Source organism: Rhizobium sp. 05N430 (assembly GCF_056396985.1).
The window spans coordinates 422,531-441,291 of record NZ_JBFTMO010000002.1; the positions used below are offsets into that span (position 1 = coordinate 422,531).

General features: G+C 63.1%; 19 protein-coding genes. 13 read left to right on the forward strand and 6 right to left on the reverse strand.

Features of this window, described 5'->3' with window-relative positions:
- The first annotated feature begins 20 nt into the window (after window positions 1–20).
- Window positions 21–836 carry a septum site-determining protein MinD gene (gene minD / locus AC1DJO_RS05740; protein ID WP_112388598.1) on the forward strand — a complete coding sequence of 272 codons (816 nt, stop codon included), beginning with the start codon at window positions 21–23 and terminating at the stop codon, window positions 834–836.
- Entirely contained in the window at window positions 833–1,090 is a 258-nt protein-coding gene (gene minE, locus AC1DJO_RS05745; RefSeq protein ID WP_112388597.1) for a cell division topological specificity factor MinE, read from the forward strand. The genes minD and minE overlap by 4 nt, the downstream gene beginning before the upstream one ends.
- Here the strand turns inward: minE and AC1DJO_RS05750 are convergent.
- The 5 genes from AC1DJO_RS05750 to AC1DJO_RS05770 all read right to left on the reverse strand — a co-directional run bounded on the left by AC1DJO_RS05750 (window position 1,087) and on the right by AC1DJO_RS05770 (window position 8,697).
- A complete protein-coding gene (locus tag AC1DJO_RS05750) occupies window positions 1,087–2,325 on the reverse strand; it encodes an amidohydrolase family protein (RefSeq protein WP_112389021.1) in 1,239 nt (412 codons plus the stop codon). The two genes, minE and AC1DJO_RS05750, sit on opposite strands and share 4 nt — an antisense overlap.
- A gap of 2 nt (window positions 2,326–2,327) precedes the next feature.
- On the reverse strand, window positions 2,328–3,908 hold the full coding sequence (locus tag AC1DJO_RS05755; protein WP_310290850.1) for a gamma-glutamyltransferase family protein: 1,581 nt from the start codon (window positions 3,906–3,908) through the stop codon (window positions 2,328–2,330).
- Entirely contained in the window at window positions 3,908–5,107 is a 1,200-nt protein-coding gene (locus AC1DJO_RS05760; protein WP_112388596.1) for an amidohydrolase family protein, read from the reverse strand. The genes AC1DJO_RS05755 and AC1DJO_RS05760 overlap by 1 nt, the downstream gene beginning before the upstream one ends.
- Before the next feature lie 183 nt (window positions 5,108–5,290).
- Window positions 5,291–5,989 (reverse strand): GntR family transcriptional regulator, encoded by a 699-nt coding sequence (locus AC1DJO_RS05765; RefSeq protein ID WP_112389020.1) that lies wholly within the window; start codon window positions 5,987–5,989, stop codon window positions 5,291–5,293.
- A gap of 146 nt (window positions 5,990–6,135) precedes the next feature.
- Window positions 6,136–8,697, reverse strand: coding sequence for a GcvT family protein (locus AC1DJO_RS05770; protein ID WP_112388595.1), 2,562 nt, complete (start codon window positions 8,695–8,697; stop codon window positions 6,136–6,138).
- A 248-nt stretch (window positions 8,698–8,945) separates the two neighbouring features.
- Between AC1DJO_RS05770 and AC1DJO_RS05775 the strand changes: the two genes are divergently transcribed.
- On the forward strand, window positions 8,946–10,133 hold the full coding sequence (locus tag AC1DJO_RS05775) for an acetyl-CoA C-acyltransferase (protein ID WP_112389019.1): 1,188 nt from the start codon (window positions 8,946–8,948) through the stop codon (window positions 10,131–10,133).
- 11 nt (window positions 10,134–10,144) lie between these two features.
- The gene (locus AC1DJO_RS05780; RefSeq protein WP_112444129.1) at window positions 10,145–11,272 is read left to right on the forward strand and encodes an acyl-CoA dehydrogenase family protein; all 1,128 of its coding nucleotides are present in this window, start codon (window positions 10,145–10,147) and stop codon (window positions 11,270–11,272) included.
- An 18-nt stretch (window positions 11,273–11,290) separates the two neighbouring features.
- Here AC1DJO_RS05780 and AC1DJO_RS05785 read toward each other — a convergent pair whose 3' ends face one another.
- On the reverse strand, window positions 11,291–11,890 hold the full coding sequence (locus AC1DJO_RS05785; protein WP_112388593.1) for an IMPACT family protein: 600 nt from the start codon (window positions 11,888–11,890) through the stop codon (window positions 11,291–11,293).
- 145 nt (window positions 11,891–12,035) lie between these two features.
- Between AC1DJO_RS05785 and AC1DJO_RS05790 the strand changes: the two genes are divergently transcribed.
- The 9 genes from AC1DJO_RS05790 to AC1DJO_RS05830 all read left to right on the forward strand — a co-directional run bounded on the left by AC1DJO_RS05790 (window position 12,036) and on the right by AC1DJO_RS05830 (window position 18,625).
- Window positions 12,036–12,935, forward strand: coding sequence for an NUDIX hydrolase (locus AC1DJO_RS05790; RefSeq protein WP_112388592.1), 900 nt, complete (start codon window positions 12,036–12,038; stop codon window positions 12,933–12,935).
- A 67-nt stretch (window positions 12,936–13,002) separates the two neighbouring features.
- Window positions 13,003–13,974 (forward strand): quinolinate synthase NadA, encoded by a 972-nt coding sequence (gene nadA, locus AC1DJO_RS05795; protein WP_112389018.1) that lies wholly within the window; start codon window positions 13,003–13,005, stop codon window positions 13,972–13,974.
- Window positions 13,971–15,506 carry an L-aspartate oxidase gene (locus tag AC1DJO_RS05800; protein WP_477969505.1) on the forward strand — a complete coding sequence of 512 codons (1,536 nt, stop codon included), beginning with the start codon at window positions 13,971–13,973 and terminating at the stop codon, window positions 15,504–15,506. Before nadA ends, AC1DJO_RS05800 begins: the two co-directional genes overlap by 4 nt.
- Before the next feature lies 1 nt (window position 15,507).
- Window positions 15,508–16,365 (forward strand): carboxylating nicotinate-nucleotide diphosphorylase, encoded by an 858-nt coding sequence (gene nadC, locus AC1DJO_RS05805; protein ID WP_112388590.1) that lies wholly within the window; start codon window positions 15,508–15,510, stop codon window positions 16,363–16,365.
- Between the two features lie 219 nt (window positions 16,366–16,584).
- The gene (locus AC1DJO_RS05810; protein WP_112388589.1) at window positions 16,585–17,427 is read left to right on the forward strand and encodes an alpha/beta fold hydrolase; all 843 of its coding nucleotides are present in this window, start codon (window positions 16,585–16,587) and stop codon (window positions 17,425–17,427) included.
- A gap of 227 nt (window positions 17,428–17,654) precedes the next feature.
- Window positions 17,655–17,807 (forward strand): hypothetical protein, encoded by a 153-nt coding sequence (locus AC1DJO_RS05815; RefSeq protein ID WP_310290866.1) that lies wholly within the window; start codon window positions 17,655–17,657, stop codon window positions 17,805–17,807.
- 28 nt (window positions 17,808–17,835) lie between these two features.
- On the forward strand, window positions 17,836–18,072 hold the full coding sequence (gene rpsU, locus AC1DJO_RS05820; protein ID WP_112444127.1) for a 30S ribosomal protein S21: 237 nt from the start codon (window positions 17,836–17,838) through the stop codon (window positions 18,070–18,072).
- A 53-nt stretch (window positions 18,073–18,125) separates the two neighbouring features.
- Window positions 18,126–18,320 carry a hypothetical protein gene (locus tag AC1DJO_RS05825; protein WP_112388587.1) on the forward strand — a complete coding sequence of 65 codons (195 nt, stop codon included), beginning with the start codon at window positions 18,126–18,128 and terminating at the stop codon, window positions 18,318–18,320.
- 158 nt (window positions 18,321–18,478) lie between these two features.
- Window positions 18,479–18,625 carry a DUF1127 domain-containing protein gene (locus tag AC1DJO_RS05830; protein WP_112388586.1) on the forward strand — a complete coding sequence of 49 codons (147 nt, stop codon included), beginning with the start codon at window positions 18,479–18,481 and terminating at the stop codon, window positions 18,623–18,625.
- Window positions 18,626–18,761 lie beyond the last annotated feature (136 nt).

Genomic DNA, 18,761 nt, shown 5'->3' on the forward strand with positions numbered 1-18,761 from the left:
TTTAGGACAGGAGAGGGGATATGGGTAAAGTCATAGTTGTTACCTCGGGCAAGGGTGGCGTTGGCAAGACGACCTCTACGGCCGCACTCGGCGCCGCTCTGGCGCAGCGCAACGAAAAGGTCGTCGTCGTCGATTTCGACGTCGGCCTGCGCAATCTCGATCTCGTCATGGGTGCCGAACGCCGGGTCGTCTACGATCTGGTCAACGTCATCCAGGGCGATGCCAAGCTCTCGCAGGCGCTGATCCGCGACAAGCGGCTGGAAACGCTGTTCCTGCTGCCGGCCTCGCAGACGCGCGACAAGGATTGCCTGACCGCCGAGGGCGTCGAGCAGGTCATCAACGATCTGAAGCGCAATTTCGACTGGATCATCTGCGACAGCCCGGCCGGCATCGAACGCGGCGCGACGCTCGCCATGCGCCATGCCGATATCGCCGTCGTCGTCACCAACCCCGAGGTCTCCTCGGTTCGCGACTCCGACCGCATCATCGGCCTGCTCGACTCCAAAACGGCCAAGGCCGAAAACGGCGAGCGGATCGAAAAGCACTTGCTGCTCACCCGCTACGACGTGACGCGCGCCGAGCGTGGCGACATGCTGAAGGTCGATGACGTGCTGGAAATCCTCTCGATTCCGCTGCTCGGCATCATTCCGGAGAGCATGGACGTCCTGCGCGCGTCCAATATCGGTGCACCGGTGACGCTCGCCGATCAGAACACGGCGCCGGCCAAGGCCTACTTCGAGGCTGCCCGCCGCCTGGCAGGCGAAGTGGTGCCGGTTACGGTACCTGGCGAGAAGCGCGGCCTGTTCGGCAAGATTTTCGGACGGAGGGCAGCATGAACGTGTTCAACTTCTTCCAGAAGAAAAAGTCCGCGCCTGTTGCCCGCGAGCGGCTGCAGCTTCTGCTCGCCCATGAGCGCATCACGCCCGGGGCCGACCTGGTCTCGATCCTGCGGGAGGAAATCCTCGCCGTGATCGCCAGGCACGTGGAAATCGACGGCGACCGGCTGCAGGTGAAAATCGACCGCGGCGAGCATGTCTCGGTGCTGGAGATCGACGTCGAAATTCCGGCGAAGGCAGCGCAGGCGGCTTAAGCCCGCAAGATGCTCGGCCTTGGTGCCTCGAAAGTCCTGCGCCCGCGTTTGCATCCAAAGATGACGCGGGCGTTTTCGCGGATCGCCTGTTCCCGGTCTATGCAATCGATCAGGATGATATCGGCAGGCGAGCCGACCTCGATCGGCTGCTCATCCCTGCCCATGATCCGCGCTGCCGAGGTGCTGATCATCTCGAAGGCCAGTTGCATGTCGCTGCGCCGCGAAAGCTGCGCGACATTGGCATAGAGATTGGCCATTCTCAGCAGCGATGCATCGCCATACGGCGTGAAGGGATTGAGGATATTGTTGCTGGCGATCGAGGTCAGCACCCCTTCGAATGCCAGCAGATGGGCTGGTGCCACGCCGCGCGGCACCAGCCGGTCATGATCGCGGCCATTCAGGAACAGATCAGTGGAGGGCAGTGTCGTGACGGCGATGCCCGCCGCTTTCAACTGACGTGCGAGCGACTGAACTTCGTCCGGCGCCATCGCGGAGAGGCTGGTCATGTGGCCGAGCGAGACGCGGTCCTGATGGCGGCGGCGCACCGTCTCCTCGATGACCGCAGGCAGATTGGTCTTCTCCGGCGAAAGATCGAAATCGAGATGGAAATCGATGGCGGTGCCATGCTTCTCCGCCAGATCGAAGATCATCCGGATCTGGCCCCGCGGATCGAGATCGATATAGGGCGCTCCGCCGACGAGGTTGGCTCCATCCGCGAGCGCCGCGTCGAGCATTTCAAACGTCTGCGGCTCGTTTGTCAGTCCGTCCTGTGCGAAGGCGCAGATCTCGATATCGATCGCGAAGGCATAGTCTTGGCGGATCTGCTTGATCGCCTCGAAGGAGCGCATGCCGGCGCGCGGATCGATCTCGACGAAGGTGCGCATGCGCATTGTGCCGTTGACGATCGCTTTTTCGACGACGCGCGCCGCGCGGGCATAGACGTCCTGCTCGGTGAAATCGGCCTTGGCTTTCGCCGTCTCACTGATGGCCTCGGCCAGCGTTCCCTCGCATATGCTGCAACGATCGAGGATGCAGGCCTTGTCGAGATGAACGTGGCTGTCGGTAAAACCACGGCTGGCAAAGGCGCCCTGAGCATCCGTCGTCTCGATGGCCTCGCAGACGAGGTTCGCACCGATCGCCGCGATGCGCTCTCCGGCGATGCCGATATCGACAGGCCCATCGAAAGGCTCGAGGCGCGCATCGCGGATCAGCAGATCGAAAACCGGCGTGCTCATCATCAGAGACCGATCGCCCCGCCATCGCTGCGCGGATCGTGGGCGCCGGTGATCGCCTTGTCATCACCGATGCAGATGATCCCGGCCTGGCCGCCGAGCTGGCTGAAGGCATCGATGCTGCTGACCTGATGGCCGAACGCCCCCAAGCCTTCCAGCACCGAAGCGCCGGCATTGGCTTCGATCTTCAGACTGTCCCTGGTGTCCGAGAAGGTTCGCCCGAGCAGGAAGCGCGGCTGCGACAGGGCAGCCAGCGGGTCGAGCCCGTGGTCGATGAGCAGCGAAAGCAGCAGCGCCAACGTCTGCGGCTGGCCGTCGGCGCCTTGCGTGCCATAAAGCAGATGCGGGCGCCCATTTTTCAACGCCATGCCGGGGTTCAGCGTATAGAATGGCCGCTTGCCGGGTCTCACATGGTTCGGGCTTGCCGGATCGAGGCTGAAAGCCGCACCGCGGTTCTGCCAGAGAATCCCGGTGTCACCGGCAACCACGCCGCTTCCCCAATCGAAATAGATACTCTGCAGCATCGAAACGCTGCGCCCTTCGGCATCGACGGCAGCCAGGAACGCCGTGTCGCCATGCTTGTATGGGTGCGGCCATGGCATCGCATGGCCGGGGTTGATCGTCCGGGCTTTTGCCGACAGCCGCCCGGGCGCCAGCAGCCGTTGCGTGTCGATGGCGGCGAAGAGCGGATCGGCAATCGCTGGCCGGTCGAGGAAGGCCTGTTTCACCGCCTCGACGAGATGATGATAGAAACCGGCCTCCCGATAATCGAAGCCGGCCATCGCGAACTCGCCAAGCACGCCCATGATGCCGAGCGTCGTGACACCTTGCGTCGGCGGTGGCGGGGCGAGAAGCGTCAGGCCGCGGTAGGGGAGAGACAGAGGCTCCCCGGCGATCGTCCGGGTCCTGGCGAGATCGCTGGCTCTTACCGGCGACCCCGCTTCGGCGAGGCCCAAGGCGATACGGCGGGCGAGGGCGCCTTCATAGAACTCGCGTGGACCGTTCTCTGCGATGGCGCGCAGCGTTGCCGCCAGGGCCGGTTGGCGCTGGATGCCGTCATCAGCAAAGAGCGCCGAAAATCCGGGCCACGACGCCAGTTCGCCCTTGCGGAATTGGTGCCAGAAGCGCTGTGAAGCGCTGACCGGAAAGCCGTTCTCGGCGAGCGCGATGGCATCGTCCAGAAGCGCGGCAAGCGTTTCGTGCCCGCCCCATGCCGCATTCGAATGAGCGAGCAGGTGTCCCCAGCTGTCGACCAGGCAGGCGCTGGTCAGCGCCGACAACGGACCGCGGAGCGGCATATCGGTCAGCGCCGGCAGATGTTCGGCCGCCTGCCCGATGCCAAGAAAGGTCGTGGCCTTGCCCGAGGCGTCGGCGATCATCCAGATCGCATCGCCGCCAAGGCCGCAGAAATGCGGATAGACGACGGACAGCGCAGCGCCTGCGGCGATGATCGCCTCGATCGCGTTGCCGCCGCGCTTCAGAACCTTTTCTCCCGCCTCCGCCGCAAGCCAGTGCGGTGCCGTCACCATCGCCGTCTGCGATGTGGCGTTGAAGCTCTGGCTCTGGCGGCGTCCGGCGGCTGACATCAGCGGATCACCGCCCCGCCCTGGGCCACCAGCCGGCCCGCCTTGAACACCTTGCGGTTCTTCGGCACGCTAACGACGGCTTGCGGTATGTGTGGCGTGTCCAACGTCACGAAATCTGCTTTGGCGCCGATCTCAAGCCCGTAGCCTTCAAGGCGGAGCGCCTTGGCACCCGCTGCGGTGACGACGTCGAAGGCCGCGGCGAGTTCGTCGTCGGTGTAGAAGCCGGACCGGTAACCGATGATCTCGGCACGGCGCAGCATGTCGCCATCGCCATAGGGCCACCAGCTGTCGCGGATGTTGTCGCTGCCGCTGAAAACCGTCACGCCAGCCTTGCGCAGCAGCGCGACCGGCGGAAAATTGTGATTGCCCGGCGCATTGGTCATGATCGAGACGCCGCTTGCGGCAATCAGATCGGCAGCCTTGTTCGCGGCGTCCTGCTGCAGGTCGCCGAGCCCATAAGCGTGGCTGACAGTCACGTGGCCGCCCATGCCGAGCGCCCTCGTGCGGGCGCAGATTTCCTCGATTGTGAAAAGTCCGAGCGTGCCGGCGTCATGCAGATGGATATCGATATCAACGCCGCGTTTCTCGGCAATGCCGAAGACGACGGCGAGGTGGGCGGTGACGTCGCGGTCGAAGCTTGCCGGATCGAGGCCTCCGATCAGGTCGGCGCCGAGGCCGATCGCGGCATCGAGCAGCTCGGGGGTCCCAGGGCTTTTCAGGATGCCGCTCTGCGGGAAGGCGACGAGCTGGATATCGATCAGATCGCGGTACTCCTCGCGAACCTTCAGAATGGTCTCCAGCGACCTCAGGCCGACCGAGCCATCGACCATGACATGGCTGCGCATCGCCGTCGCGCCATTGGCGATGCAGAGATCGAGCTGGTTGCGCGCCCGCTCCGCCATCGGCGCGGCCTGCGCCATGTTTTCGGCCTGAAAGGCGACACGCTGGTGGACATCGAAGCCATTGGTGCAGGGCTTGTGCGGGATCCAGGCATCGCCATAGAAGCTGGTATCGAGATGGATATGGCCTTCGACAAAGCCGGGCACGACGAGGGCGCCTTCGAGATCGACAGCCTCCACCGGTCCGGCCGCCTTTCCGGCAGGCTCCAGTGAAACGATCCTGCCGGCGGCGACGCCAATGTTCTTCAGCGAACCGTCCGGCAGCCGGGCGTTGGTAAAGACGGTTTCGATATCAGCCATCGCGTTCTTCCTTGAATCTTGAGCGCCGCATCATTCCTTGCAAGCCGAGTGCCAGATGCAGCGAGCATGCGAATGACGCGGCTTCGCAGGGCGTGGCCTGCATTAGGTCCTGGATGCAGCCTCTACAGCATGTCTACAGAAAAGGCAAAATCATGTATACATGACTGCAAAATAGGCAGTGGCCTAAGGGCTGGTATCGCCGCTGTAGCGCGCGAGAATGCTGCCGAGATCCGGGCGGTCGTCGCTCTCGTCCGCAATCAGCGCCCGGGTCTCGACCGAGATCAGATGCTCGTCCATCAGGCGTTCGGCGGCCGTCGCATCGCCGGTCTTCAGCGCGGCGATCAGGGCGGAATGTTCGCTGATGGCGCATTCGCTGGAATGCGGGCGGCTGTACATCGCCAGGATCAGCGAACAGCGCGAGACGAGTTCGAACAGGTAGCGTTCGAGAAGAGCGTTGCCGGAAAGCGTGGCGAGCTTCAGGTGAAATTCGCCAGCAAGCCGGGTGGAAAGGCGGGCGTCGCCCTTGGCATGCGCCTCTTCCTCCTCGCTCACATGGCTTCTGAGCGCTTTCTCGATGGCCGGAGACCAGCGCTTGATGACCGCCTTCATCGCCTCGCGCTCGAGCGCCCGGCGCACGGCAAACACATCGCGAGCCTCTTCAAGGCTGGGCTGGGCAACGGTCGCGGTGCGCTTGTGATAGGTATCGACAAGCCCCTGCGTCTGCAGCTTCGCCAGCACCGCACGAACCAGCGTCCGGCTCATCGAAAAGTGCCTGCCGATCTCATCTTCCGGCAGCTTGGTACCGGCTTTCAGCGCCTGTTCGACGATGGCACGGCGCAGCGCAAGAGTGGCGGTTTCGACGCGATCGGAATTGGAAGACATGAGGGCCTGCTGGTTGCGGATTCCTGTATACATTACTGCGCCTCTACGGATACGGCAATCGGCTGAACGGGCCGATGCCGAAACGCAAAACCCGCCGCGTCATGAGACACGGCGGGTTCGGATGTCTGCCTGAAAATGCGCCGTTGTTAGCTGCGCGGCTTCAGATTTTCGGCGTCGTAGAGCGGCTTGTAGCCGACGCCAGCCACTTCGACCGGATAGGTTTCGGCGAAATATTCGACATTCAGCTTGCGCCCGACCTGGCAATATTCCCAGGGCAGGTAGGCGAGCGCAATGTTCTTGCCGATCGTCGGGCCGAAGGCGACCGAGGTCGTGTAGGAGCGGCGGCCGAGTTCGTCGATCAGCACGGCACCGGTTTCCGGATCCATGACCGGCATGGAACCGACCGGATAGCGCTTGACGCCCGACTTGTCGGTATTTTCGGTCATGACAAGGGTGCAGAGCATCGCCGGCTGGTGTTCGCGGGCCTTGTATTCCAGGTGCTTGGCCTTGCCGCGGAAATCGGCTTCCTTGACCTTCGGACGCGCCAGATCGCTTTCGATCAGGTTGTACTGGGTCAGAAGGTCGGCATTCTGCAGGCGCAGGCTCTTTTCCATGCGGCGTGAGTTTGCATAGGTTTCGACGCCGAAGGCCATGACGCCCGTCGAGCGCAGGGCATCCCAGACGGCGAGGCCGTCCTCGTATTTCATGTGCAGTTCCCAGCCCTGTTCGCCGACATAGGAGATGCGGAATGCGGTCACCGTCTTGCCGGCGATTTCGATCGGCTTGATGGCGGCGAAGGCGAAGTTTTCGGCATCGAGGCCCGAGGGATCGGCAACCACCTTCTTCAGCGTCTCGCGGGCATTCGGGCCCCAGATGCCGACGGTGATGTACTTCTCCGCGACGTCGGTGATGGTGACATCGAGGCCGCGGTCCTGCGCAACGCGCTTCATGTAGTGGAAGTCGCGCGGGCCGGCATCGGCGCCGTTGATCAGACGGCAGCGGTCGGCCATGCGGATGACGGTGAAGTCGGCGCGAACCATGCCCTCGTCGTCGAGGAAGTGGGTGTAGATGCCCTTGCCGATATTGGCGTCGCCACCGATCTTGGCGGCGCAGAGCCATTCGAGGAGCTCGACATGATCAGGCCCTTCGATGTCGACCATGTGAAAATGGCTGAGATTGACGATGCCGCAATCCTCGCTCATCGCCAGATGCTCGGCATTCGAGACGCGCCAGAAGTGGCGGTTGTCCCATTCGTTTTCGCGAACCGGCACGCGGTCGGCGTATTTTTCCAGGAGGTGTTCGTTGGCGGCGTAGCCATGGGCGCGCTCCCAGCCGCCGAGCTCCATGAAGTAGCCGCCGAGTTCCTTTTCGCGCTCGTAGAAGGGTGAGCGCTTGGCGTTGCGGCCGGATGCATAGGGTTCGCGGGTATGAACGGCCGGGAAGTAGATCTTCTGGGCGGCTTCGTAGCAGCGTCCCTCGATGAACTCTTCCGTCAGTTGATGCGGATAGAAGCGCGCGTAATCGATCGAGTTGTGGTCGATCTCGGTGCGGCCGTCGGTCATCCAGTCGGCGATCAGCTTGCCGTAGCCCGGGCCGTCCTTGACCCAGATGGCGACGCAATACCAAAGACCGCGAACCTTCTGGCTCTCGCCGCAGGAGGCGCCGCCGCCGGCCGAAACCTGTAGCAGACCGTTGAAGGAGTGGCCTTCGTTGTAGCCGAGTTCGCCCAGGATCGGCGTCAGTTCCATGGCGCGCTCGAGCGGCTCGATGATCTGTTCCATTTCCAGGTCGCGCTGCGAGGGCGAGAGGCGTGCTTCGTGCTTTTCGAGCAGGTCGCGCGGATGGCACATGCGCGGATTGGTGGTCTCGTAATAGCCCCACTCGATCTGGCCGCCTTCGGTGGTCGCCGGGTCGCCGGTGTCGCGCATATAGGCGGAGTTGCCCTGGTCGCGCAGCAGCGGGAAGCCGATTTCCTTGCCGGTGCCTTCGAATTCGTTATAGGGGCCGAAAAAGGTCAGCGGGTGATCGACCGGCATCACCGGCAGGTCTTCGCCGACCATTTCTGCGATCAGGCGGCCCCAGAGGCCGGCGCAGACGATGACGTGATCGGCCATGATGGTGCCGCGATGGGTGACAACGCCCTTGATGCGGCCGCCTTCAACGATCAGCGACTTCGCCGGCGTATTGCCGAACATCTTCAGCTTGCCGGACTTTTCGGCCGCATCGACCAGCTTGCCGGCAACCGTCTGCGAGCGCGGGATGACGAGGCCGGCATCGGGGTCGAACATGCCGCCCTGAACCTGATCTTCCTCGATCAGCGGGAACATTTCCTTGATCTCGGAGGGCGAGACGTAGCGGGCGTTGGTGCCGAAGGCCTTGGCGGAGCTCAGCTTGCGCTTGATCTCTTCCATCCAGGTGTCGTCGCCAGTGCGGGCAACTTCCAGACCGCCGATACGGGCGTAGTGGCCCATCTTCTCGTAGAAATCGATCGAATACTGCGTCGTCCAGACGCTGAGATAGTCGTGGCTGGTGGTGTAACAGAAGTCGGAGGCGTGCGCCGTCGATCCGATATCGGTCGGGATCCCCGATTTGTCGATGCCGACAATGTCGTCCCAGCCGCGCTCGATCAGGTGATGAGCGATAGAGGCGCCGACGATGCCGCCGAGACCGATGATTACGACTTTAGCCTTGCTTGGAAATTCCGCCATCACTTGAACCCTTGAATCTTGGTGCGCCGAATCTAGTACAGGCCGAAACGGCACTACAGTCGATCCACGACAATAAGATGTAGCGATCCGCCAAGGGGCTTGTCTATTCGAGACGCGAACCCGCTGGCTCTTTTGCGACATCTCTGCACGATGCAATGGCATTTGTTTCGAAGAGCGATATGTTGAACGAAGCGCCGCCCGGCGGGCGGCGCGTGATGCATGAGTTCAGGCAGGGAGGAGCCCTTCTCATGAAATCCGATGATCCGGTCGTCGTCGTCAGCATGGCGCGCACGCCGATGGGTGCCTTTCAGGGCGACTTCAAGGATGTCAGTGCAAGCGAGCTTGGCTCGGCGGCCATCCGTGCCGCGATCGCGCGCGGCGGCGTACAGCCAGACGATATCGGCGAGGCGCTGATGGGCTGTGTGCTACCTGCCGGGCAGGGGCAGGCGCCGGCGCGTCAGGCCGCACTTGGCGCCGGTCTGCCCTATGCCTGTGGCGCGGTGACTGTCAACAAGGTCTGCGGCTCGGGCATGAAGGCGGCGATGATCGGCCACGATGAGATTGTCTCCGGGAGCCAGAGCGTCGTCATCGCGGGCGGCATGGAGAGCATGACCAATGCTCCCTATCTGCTGAAGCGCGCCAGAAGCGGCTATCGCATGGGGCACGGCACGATCCTCGACCACATGTTTCTCGATGGGCTCGAGGACGCCTACGACAAGGGCCGGTCGATGGGCACCTTTGCCGAGGAATGTGCCGAGGCCTATCAATTCACCCGCGCGGCGCAGGACGCCTACGCCGTTTCCTCGCTCGACAAGGCGAAGCGGGCCGTCGATGGCGGGCTCTTCGATGCCGAGACGGTGACGGTGGAGGTGAAGTCAGGAAAGGTGAGCCGCGACGTCCATCGCGACGAACAACCGGGCAAGGCCGATCCGGCGCGTATTCCCTCTCTGAAGCCCGCTTTTCGCGACGACGGAACGGTGACCGCGGCAAGCTCGGCCTCGATCTCGGATGGCGCCGCCGCATTGCTGCTGATGCGCCGCTCGGAAGCCGAACGGCGCGGGCTTTCGCCGATTGCCGTGATTGCGGGGCACGCAACGCATTCGCAGGCACCGCGCCTGTTTACCACCGCACCTGTCGGCGCGCTGCAACAGCTTTCGGAGCGGACCGGCTGGGCGCTCTCCAGCGTCGATCTCTTCGAGATCAACGAAGCCTTCGCCGTCGTGCCGATGGCGGCCATGCACGATCTCGAATTGCCGGCTGAAAAGATCAATATCCATGGCGGCGCCTGCGCGCTCGGTCATCCGATCGGCGCCTCCGGCGCGCGCATCATCGTCACGCTGTTGGCAGCGATGCAGCGCCACGATCTGAAGCGCGGCATGGCCTCTCTCTGTCTCGGCGGTGGCGAGGCGACAGCCATGGCTTTCGAGCGGATCTGAGGGAGAAGCCCATGCTGCTCAACGAGACACAGATCCAGATCCGCGACATGGCGCGTGCCTTCGCGCAGGAGCGGCTGGCGCCGGGCGCTGCCCGCCGCGACAAGGAGCATCTTTTCCCTCGTGATGAACTGCGCGAGATGGGCGAGCTCGGTCTGCTCGGCATGCTGGTTTCCGAGGACTATGGCGGTTCGGATACCGGTGCGGTGGCCTATGCGCTGGCGATCGAGGAAATCGCTGCCGCCGATGGCGCCTGTTCGACGATCACAAGCGTGCACAGTTCAGTCGGCTGCGTCCCGATCCTGCGGTTTGGCAGCGATGCGCAGAAGCGTGCCTTCCTGCCGACGCTCGCATCGGGCGAATGGATCGGCGGATTCGCGCTGACCGAGCCACAGGCGGGCACCGATGCCGCAAACCTGAGAACAAAGGCGGTGCGCGATGGAGACTTCTATGTTCTCGACGGCACCAAGCAGTTCATCACCTCAGGCAAGAATGGCAATCTGATCATCGTCTTCGCGGTCACCGATCCTTCGGCGGGAAAGAAGGGCATCACTGCCTTCATCGTGCCGACGGATACGCCGGGATACGAAGTGGTGCGCGTCGAGGAAAAGCTCGGGCTGCATGCCTCCGATACCTGCCAGATCGCCTTTACCGGCATGCGGGTACCAGCGGACCAGCGACTGGGTGAGGAAGGCGAGGGATACCGGATCGCGCTTGCCAATCTCGAAGGCGGACGGATCGGCATTGCCGCCCAGGCCGTCGGCATGGCGCGCGCGGCGCTCGAAGCGGCACAGGCCTATGCCCGCGAACGCATCACCTTTGGCAAGCCGATCGCCGAGCATCAGGCCATTGCCTTCCGGCTGGCGGAAATGGCGACCAAGATCGAAGCGGCGCGTCAGCTGGTGCTGCATGCCGCAGCGCTCAAGGAAGCCGGCGAGCCCTGTCTCTCCGAAGCGTCGATGGCCAAGCTCTTTGCATCCGAGATGGCTGAGAGCGTCTGCTCCGCGGCGCTGCAGATCCATGGTGGCTATGGCTATATGTCCGACTATCCGGTCGAGCGGATCTATCGCGATGTCCGCATCTGCCAGATCTACGAGGGGACCAGCGACGTGCAGAAGATGGTGATCGCCAGAAACCTGTGACGGCTGCTGCCGCGCAAGCTAAGCCTGGCCGCCGTCGTCGAGCTTCAGGACTGCGCGGCCGCGGGTCAGATTGGTGACCAGCAGGATGGCTTCGGCGGCGTGTATTTCTGGGATTTCGAGTAGCAGCAGGCATCCCTCGTGATCGAACTGCTCGCCTGTAATCCGCGCCATGACCTGCGACGTCAGTTTCGAGCGAACCATCTCCAATTCCTGGAAATTCAGGTGCACGGTGCCGGTGACGGCAGGAATTGTCTCTTCCAACGCCGCTTCTCTGAGGCAGGCTGCGGCCGTGCCGCCATAGGCGCGCACCAGACCGCCGGCGCCAAGCAGCACGCCGCCGAACCAGCGGGTGACGATGACGAGCGTCCTGTCGAGCTGGCGCCCTTCCATCACCTGGAAGATCGGCTTTCCGGCGGTGCCCGAGGGCTCGCCGTCGTCGCTGAAGCGATAGACGTTGCCGATCCGCCAGGCGTAGCAATTGTGGTTTGCCGAGGGATCGGAATGTTCGGTGAGTGCAGCCTTGACGGCGGCTTCGCTATCGACAGGAATGGCGACAGCGCGAAACCGGCTCTTCTTGACCACCTGCTCGGTGGCGATCTGGTCTTTCAGGACGAACATGCTGGCTGCCGGATCTGGTGCGTTGGACAGTCCGCCTCATAGCGCAAATGCGTTGCCGTCTCCAGCGTTGCGCAGCTTGCGGTTGGCGAAGCGGCGCGGCTGTGCCACAAGGGCTGACGGTGGCTGATAATCCAGGGGAATCAACGTGACGATCGGGCTCGCTCATGCCGAACTCATGGCCGTGGTGACGGCTGTGACAAAGGACGAGCCGCGCGTCATGACCGTGCGCGCCGGCGAGGCGTTGCCGTCCGGCCCTTTCGAGCTCGGACACCGGACGCTCCAAAGCGGCCTGCGCGAATGGATCCAAGAGCAAACCGGCCACCCGATCGGCTATCTGGAGCAGCTTTATACATTTGCGGATCGTGACCGGAACAACGAGATCCTTGGCGGTCGGACGATATCGATCAGCTATCTCGGCCTGGTGCGCGAACAGGACGCGCCGGGTGGGGGACGTCCGGCCTGGCATGGATGGTACGAATATCTTCCCTGGGAGGACCATCGCCAGGGGCGGCCGGAGGTGCTGGCCGAGGTGATGCAGAAGCTGCGGCTGTGGGCCGATGCCGATCCGATCAGACGCGATCAGCGCCACAAGCGGGCCGACTTCACCTTCGGGCTCGATGGCGGCGGCTGGAACGAGGATCTGACGCTGCAGCGCTACGAGCTGCTCTACGAAGCCGGCTTGCTGGCCGAGGCCGGTGTCGAAGGGGTGAATTTCGGGCGCCCGATGTTTGCTGATCACCGGCGGATTCTGGCGACCGGCATTGCCCGGTTGCGCGCCAAGATCAAATACCGTCCTGTCGTCTTCGAGCTGATGCCCGAAAGCTTCACGCTGCTTCAGCTGCAGCGCACCGTCGAGGCGCTGGCCGGGCTAGGTCTTCACAAACAGAATTTCCGCCGGTTGATCGAACAGCAGGAACTGGTCGAGGAAACCGGCGAAATGACCAGCGAAACCGGTGGACGTCCGGCCAAGCTCTTCCGCTTCCGTCCGACCGTCGTCGAAGAACGCGCTCTCTCCGGAACGAAACTGCCTCTCTCCCGCAATTGACATATGCTCAGTATGAGAATATCTATTTGCTCCGTTAATGCTCAATTTGAGCATAAAGGAGACCGCCATGAACCGTCCCGTATCAGCCGCGTCCCTCTATGATCGCGTCAGTCGCGTCATTCCCAAAGCCGAATGGATGTCGTTCGAAGACGATGTCGAGGCCATCCTCGAACTCAAGCGCAAGCGCAATGCCGTCATCCTGGCGCATAACTACCAGACGCCGGAGATCTTTCACGGCGTTGCCGATATCGTCGGCGACAGTCTGGCGCTGGCGCGCAAGGCCATCGATGTGGATGCCGACGTCATCGTTCTGGCCGGGGTGCATTTCATGGCGGAGACGGCGAAGCTGCTCAATCCGGCAAAAACTGTGCTCATCCCCGACATGGCGGCAGGCTGCTCGCTGGCGGATTCGATCTCGCCTGAAGACATCGCCCTGCTGCGTCAGGCCCATCCTGGCGTCCCCGTCATCACCTATGTGAACACCTCAGCCGCGGTGAAGGCGGCGTCCGATATCTGCTGCACGTCGGGCAACGCCAAGCAGGTGGTGGAGTCGCTTGGCGTCCCCCGGGTGCTGATGATCCCCGACGAATACCTGGCGCGCAACGTCGCCCGGGAAACCAATGTCGAGATCATCGCCTGGCACGGGCATTGCGAAGTGCACGAGCTGTTTTCGGCCGATGACGTCAGGCAGTTGCGCGAAAATCATCCTGGCGTCACCGTCCTTGCGCATCCCGAATGCCCGCCCGATGTGGTGGCGGAAGCGGATTTTGCCGGATCGACGGCGGTGATGTCCGACTACGTCAGCGCAAAGAAGCCGACGCGCGTGGTTCTGCTAACAGAATGCTCGATGAGCGACAACGTCGCGGTGCATCATCCCGATGTCGAATTCATCCGCCCCTGCAATCTCTGCCCGCATATGAAGCGGATCACGCTCTCCAATATCCGCACCGCGCTGGAAGAAAACCGCCATGAGGTGATCGTGGATGCCGGCGTTGCCGTCGCGGCGCGGCGGGCGGTGGAGAGGATGCTGGCGATATGATCGAGATCCTCGACCATCTCTCTGGCCGTCCCGTGATCGTCGGCAGCGGTCTTGCCGGGCTGATCGCCGCCTTAACGCTGTCGCCGGAGCCCTCCGTTCTCGTCACCCGCAGTATGCTGGGGGCCGAAACATCGAGCGCCTGGGCGCAGGGCGGCATTGCCGCCAGCGTCGGCGCCGATGACAGCCCGAGCCTGCATCTTGCCGATACGCTGGCTGCCGGTGACGGTCTGTGTGACGCCGAGGCCGCTGCGGACATTCTCGGCGACGCATCCGAGGTCATCCGGGTTCTGCAACGCCTTGGCGTCGTCTTCGACAGGAACGGCGATGGTGCGCTTTCCCTTGGCCTGGAGGCTGCCCATTCCCGCCGCCGCATCGTCCATGCCGGTGGCGACGGATCGGGAGCGGCGATCATCCGCGCACTCACGGCTGCCGTCCGCGCCGATCCGGCAATCACGGTGATCGAAGGCGCCGAAGCGCGCCGGGTTCTCACAGAAGACGGAGTCGTCTGCGGCCTCCTTTGTGCGGGACCGGCTGGCGGCATTGTCCTGTCCTCGTCGCGCGTCCTGCTGTCGACCGGCGGGATCGGCGGGCTTTACGAGGCGACCACCAATCCGACCGGAAACTTTGGCCAGGGCGTTGCGCTTGCGGCGCGCGCCGGGGCGGTTCTTGCCGATATGGAATTCGTGCAGTTCCATCCGACGGCGCTCGACAGCCGCCGCCGCCCGCTGGCGCTCGTCAGCGAAGCTGTGCGCGGCGAGGGGGCCGAGCTTGTCAACGAGCGCGGTGAGCGGTTCATGGCCAGCGTGCCGGGTGCCGAGCTGGCGCCGCGCGATGTCGTCGCCCGCGCCATCAGCGCCGAGATCGCCCGCGGCGGACGCGTGTTCCTCGATGCCCGCCGAGCGCTCGGAACGCGGTTCGGCGCGCGCTTTCCCGCGATCGCCGCCCTTTGCCACGAAGCAGGTATCGATCCGGGCAGCGCGCCGATCCCGGTTCGTCCGGCAGTTCACTATCATATGGGCGGCATTGCCACTGATCGCGGCGGCCGCACCAGCGTGCCCGGACTTTGGGTGGGCGAGGCTGCATCGACAGGCCTTCACGGCGCCAACCGGCTGGCAAGCAACTCGCTGCTCGAAGCGGCGGTGATGGGCATGCGTGCCGCCCGCGATATGGCTTCATCGGCAATCAAGGCGAGCCTCGGGGCGGTTCCCGCCTTGCCGCCGGGCCCCGAAACAAGCTTCGTCCGGCCGATCGTCTCTCGCCATCTCGGCGTGCTGCGCAATGCTGGCGCCATCCATGGTGCGATCTCTGCGCTCTTGCCGCTGGCAGAAAGCGAAGGTCCGGCCTCCGATCCCGCGATCGTGGCGCTTTCCATTTCCGTCTTTGCCAGCCTGCGCCAGGAATCACGCGGGGCGCATGCGCGGACCGATTTCCCGCTGCGTCAGGGCGTTGCACGCAGGCGGATGATGACGCTTGCCGAGGTGCTGGAGATTGCCCGCGCCGCCGCCTCTCAAGATTTTGCAAGGAGTGCCTGATATGAGCCTTGTTCCCCTGTCGCGCCTTGTGATCGAGCCTCTTGTCCGGGCAGCCCTTGCCGAAGATCTCGGTCTTGCCGGTGATATCACCTCGGCTGCCGTCATTCCCGCGGACCACCGCTCCACGGTCGTCATGGCTGCGCGGCAGCCGGGTATCATTGCCGGTCTGGATGCGGCCGAGCTTTCCTTTCAGCTCGTCGATCCCGCGATCGTCATGGAGCGGCACCTGCAGGACGGCATGGCGGTCAAGTCCGGTGACGTGATCGCAACGATATCAGGCCCGTCGCGGGGACTTTTGACCGGCGAGCGCACGGCGCTGAATTTTCTCTCGCATCTCTCGGGGATCGCCACGGTAACCGCTTCGATTGCTGAGGCGATCTCCGGAACGAAGGCGTCGGTTGCCTGCACGCGCAAGACGACTCCGGGGCTTCGGGCGCTGGAAAAATATGCGGTGAGGGCAGGCGGCGGCATGAACCATCGCTTCGCGCTCTATGATGCCGTGCTGATCAAGGACAACCATATTGCCATCGCAGGCAGCATCCGCGAGGCGTTGCGCCGAGCCAAATCTGCTGCCGGGCACATGGTCAAGATCGAGATCGAGGTGGATACGCTCGATCAGCTCCGGGAGGTGATGGACGAGGGCGTGGATGCCGTGCTTCTCGACAACATGCACCCGGTCATGCTGCGCCAGGCCGTCGATATCGTTGCCGGCCGGGCGATCACCGAAGCCTCGGGGCGCATTACGCCTACGACCGCGCCTGACATCGCTGCATCCGGCGTCGATCTGATCTCCGTCGGCTGGATAACGCATAGCGCGCCGATCCTCGATATCGGTCTCGATTTCAAAAGCGCGAACTGACCGCCAGGCCGCATCCCGTCTCGATTGACCCGCCCAGAGAGCTGCCCGGCCAGCCTCGCTGCCGTTCGCGAAATCCAACCTTGATGTCTTCGCAGTCATCCGGGATGATGGCGCCGCGCGCGGGTAGGGACATTCGTTTGCGCGACATTTTCAGCTGCCATAACTCCATTTCGCTTGCCCTTTCGACAATCAACCCCGAACGACAGAGGACGACCGATCATGACCAATCATTTCGTCACGACCAAAGACGGCGTGCAGATTTTCTACAAGGACTGGGGTCCGAAGGATGCCCAGCCGATCGTGTTCCATCACGGCTGGCCGCTTTCGGCCGATGACTGGGACAACCAGATGCTGTTCTTCCTTCATCACGGCTATCGCGTCATCGCCCATGACCGGCGCGGCCACGGCCGCTCCGCGCAGGTGAGCGAAGGTCACGACATGGACCACTACGCGGCCGACGCGTCCGCCGTGGTCGAACATCTCGATCTGAAGAATTCCGTTCATATCGGCCATTCCACCGGAGGCGGACAGGTCGCGCGCTATGTCGCCAAGTTCGGCGAGCCGCAGGGCCGCGTCGCCAAGGCGGTGCTTGTCAGCGCCGTCCCGCCGCTGATGCTGAAAACGGACGCCAATCCGGGCGGCCTGCCGATCGATGCGTTTGACGGTTTGCGCAAGGCGCTTGCCGACAACCGCGCCCAGTTCTTCCTCGACGTTCCGGCTGGCCCGTTCTACGGGTACAACCGTCCGGGCGCGACGGTTTCGGATGGCGTGATCCGCAACTGGTGGCGTCAGGGCATGATGGGCAGCGCCAAGGCGCATTACGAAGGTATCAAGGCCTTCTCGGAAACGGACCAGACCGAAGACCTGAAAAACATTTCGGTGCCGACTTTGGTGCTGCATGGCGACGACGACCAGATCGTGCCGATCGGCGCATCCGCGTATGAATCGATCAAGCTTCTGAAGAACGGCACCCTGAAAGTCTACAAGGGCTTTCCGCATGGCATGCTGACAACCCATGCCGACATCCTGAATGCCGATCTGCTGGCCTTCATCAAAGGCTGATCGCTGAAAAACCATAGCCGCTGCGGCCGCTTTTGTGCCGCAGCGGTCTTTCCGCGGTGGGTGCCGATGCTCTGCCCGGTCGCTGGCCCGCCTTGCAATGCGGCGCCTCTCACCCTATCTTTCGGCCATCACTCACATAACAAACCGCGCATGACCGGCTCGAAAGCCGGTCGCCCGGCGTTTTTGCCGGGCTGTGCCGGCCGCCAAGAGGCGGCAAAGGATTTCATTTGAACAAGACGAATACCGCGATTGCGCCTGCCGCGGCAGCGCCGCGCAAGCGCGAAGAGGCCGTGAAACGGCCCACCAAGAATTGGAAGCCCGATCCCTGCCTGCTGACGCGGCGGGAACTGAAGGCGATCATCGCCAGGCAGCTGGGCTGAGACATCACAAACGAAGAAGGAGAAGACCATGCAGGTTCTGGTCAGAGACAACAATGTCGAGCAGGCGCTTCGTGTGCTGAAGAAGAAATTGCAGAAGGAAGGCGTCTTTCGCGAGATGAAGGAACGCCGCGCCTATGAAAAGCCCTCGGAACGACGGGTTCGCGAGCACGCGCAGGCCGTGTCCCGCCATCGCAAGGCTGCCCGCAAGCAGCTGCAGCGCGAAGGCCTCCTGCCTGCTGCAAAACGCAAAGTATCGGCACGGTAACGATCGCGCCGCCGGACTGCGGTCCGGCGGACGGGACATGAAAGGGTTGTGCGATGGAAGAACTTTACAGCTTGAATGTTTCGGACGAGAGGCTTGAGGATTGCCGCGATGTGATCGAACCGGATCTCCAGGATTTGATCCGCGCGGCGATCGCCTCGGGGTTCACGGCGGAAGAGGTGCTGATTTCGATCAGCGAACTCGTGGCGGAAGACTTCGCCTTTGCAGTCAGGACACCAAGTGTTCATTAATTGCCCGCAAGATGGGCAAGCTATGCACTCTGCGCAATGCTGTCCAGATGTCTTAGCGCTGCAAATCCCGGCTGGCTTAGATTATATATTTCTCATCGAAGCGAACGGAGCGCCGATTGGGGCAGCAGGGTTCGCAAAGCCCACGGAAGGGGACCGAGATGAACGTAGCACGCTCTTTCAATAACTGGCGCAAGTACCGTCAGACCGTTGCAGAACTGGGTCGCATGACGAACCGCGAACTGTACGACCTCGGCATCGACCGCGGTGATATCCGCTCGGTCGCACGCTCTGCAGCCGGCCGCTAATCGGCCCGCGAAGTCTTCAGAATTTCTATCGGAAACGCCGGTTCATTCGAGCCGGCGTTTTTGTTTTTACGTTTTTCCAGCGTCCCGCCTCATGCATGGCAGATCTGCGATTGCTGCCAATGCTCATAACAGAGGC

Excerpts from the sequence above, each read along its gene's own strand:
- minD (WP_112388598.1), top strand. The coding sequence starts at position 21 with ATGGGTAAAGTCATAGTTGTTACCTCGGGCAAGGGTGGCGTTGGCAAG.
- minE (WP_112388597.1), top strand. The coding sequence starts at position 833 with ATGAACGTGTTCAACTTCTTCCAGAAGAAAAAGTCCGCGCCTGTTGCC.
- AC1DJO_RS05750 (WP_112389021.1), bottom strand. The coding sequence starts at position 2,325 with ATGAGCACGCCGGTTTTCGATCTGCTGATCCGCGATGCGCGCCTCGAG.
- AC1DJO_RS05755 (WP_310290850.1), bottom strand. The coding sequence starts at position 3,908 with ATGTCAGCCGCCGGACGCCGCCAGAGCCAGAGCTTCAACGCCACATCG.
- AC1DJO_RS05760 (WP_112388596.1), bottom strand. The coding sequence starts at position 5,107 with ATGGCTGATATCGAAACCGTCTTTACCAACGCCCGGCTGCCGGACGGT.
- AC1DJO_RS05765 (WP_112389020.1), bottom strand. The coding sequence starts at position 5,989 with ATGTCTTCCAATTCCGATCGCGTCGAAACCGCCACTCTTGCGCTGCGC.
- AC1DJO_RS05770 (WP_112388595.1), bottom strand. The coding sequence starts at position 8,697 with ATGGCGGAATTTCCAAGCAAGGCTAAAGTCGTAATCATCGGTCTCGGC.
- AC1DJO_RS05775 (WP_112389019.1), top strand. The coding sequence starts at position 8,946 with ATGAAATCCGATGATCCGGTCGTCGTCGTCAGCATGGCGCGCACGCCG.
- AC1DJO_RS05780 (WP_112444129.1), top strand. The coding sequence starts at position 10,145 with ATGCTGCTCAACGAGACACAGATCCAGATCCGCGACATGGCGCGTGCC.
- AC1DJO_RS05785 (WP_112388593.1), bottom strand. The coding sequence starts at position 11,890 with ATGTTCGTCCTGAAAGACCAGATCGCCACCGAGCAGGTGGTCAAGAAG.
- nadA (WP_112389018.1), top strand. The coding sequence starts at position 13,003 with ATGAACCGTCCCGTATCAGCCGCGTCCCTCTATGATCGCGTCAGTCGC.
- AC1DJO_RS05800 (WP_477969505.1), top strand. The coding sequence starts at position 13,971 with ATGATCGAGATCCTCGACCATCTCTCTGGCCGTCCCGTGATCGTCGGC.
- nadC (WP_112388590.1), top strand. The coding sequence starts at position 15,508 with ATGAGCCTTGTTCCCCTGTCGCGCCTTGTGATCGAGCCTCTTGTCCGG.
- AC1DJO_RS05810 (WP_112388589.1), top strand. The coding sequence starts at position 16,585 with ATGACCAATCATTTCGTCACGACCAAAGACGGCGTGCAGATTTTCTAC.
- rpsU (WP_112444127.1), top strand. The coding sequence starts at position 17,836 with ATGCAGGTTCTGGTCAGAGACAACAATGTCGAGCAGGCGCTTCGTGTG.
- AC1DJO_RS05825 (WP_112388587.1), top strand. The coding sequence starts at position 18,126 with ATGGAAGAACTTTACAGCTTGAATGTTTCGGACGAGAGGCTTGAGGAT.
- AC1DJO_RS05830 (WP_112388586.1), top strand. The coding sequence starts at position 18,479 with ATGAACGTAGCACGCTCTTTCAATAACTGGCGCAAGTACCGTCAGACC.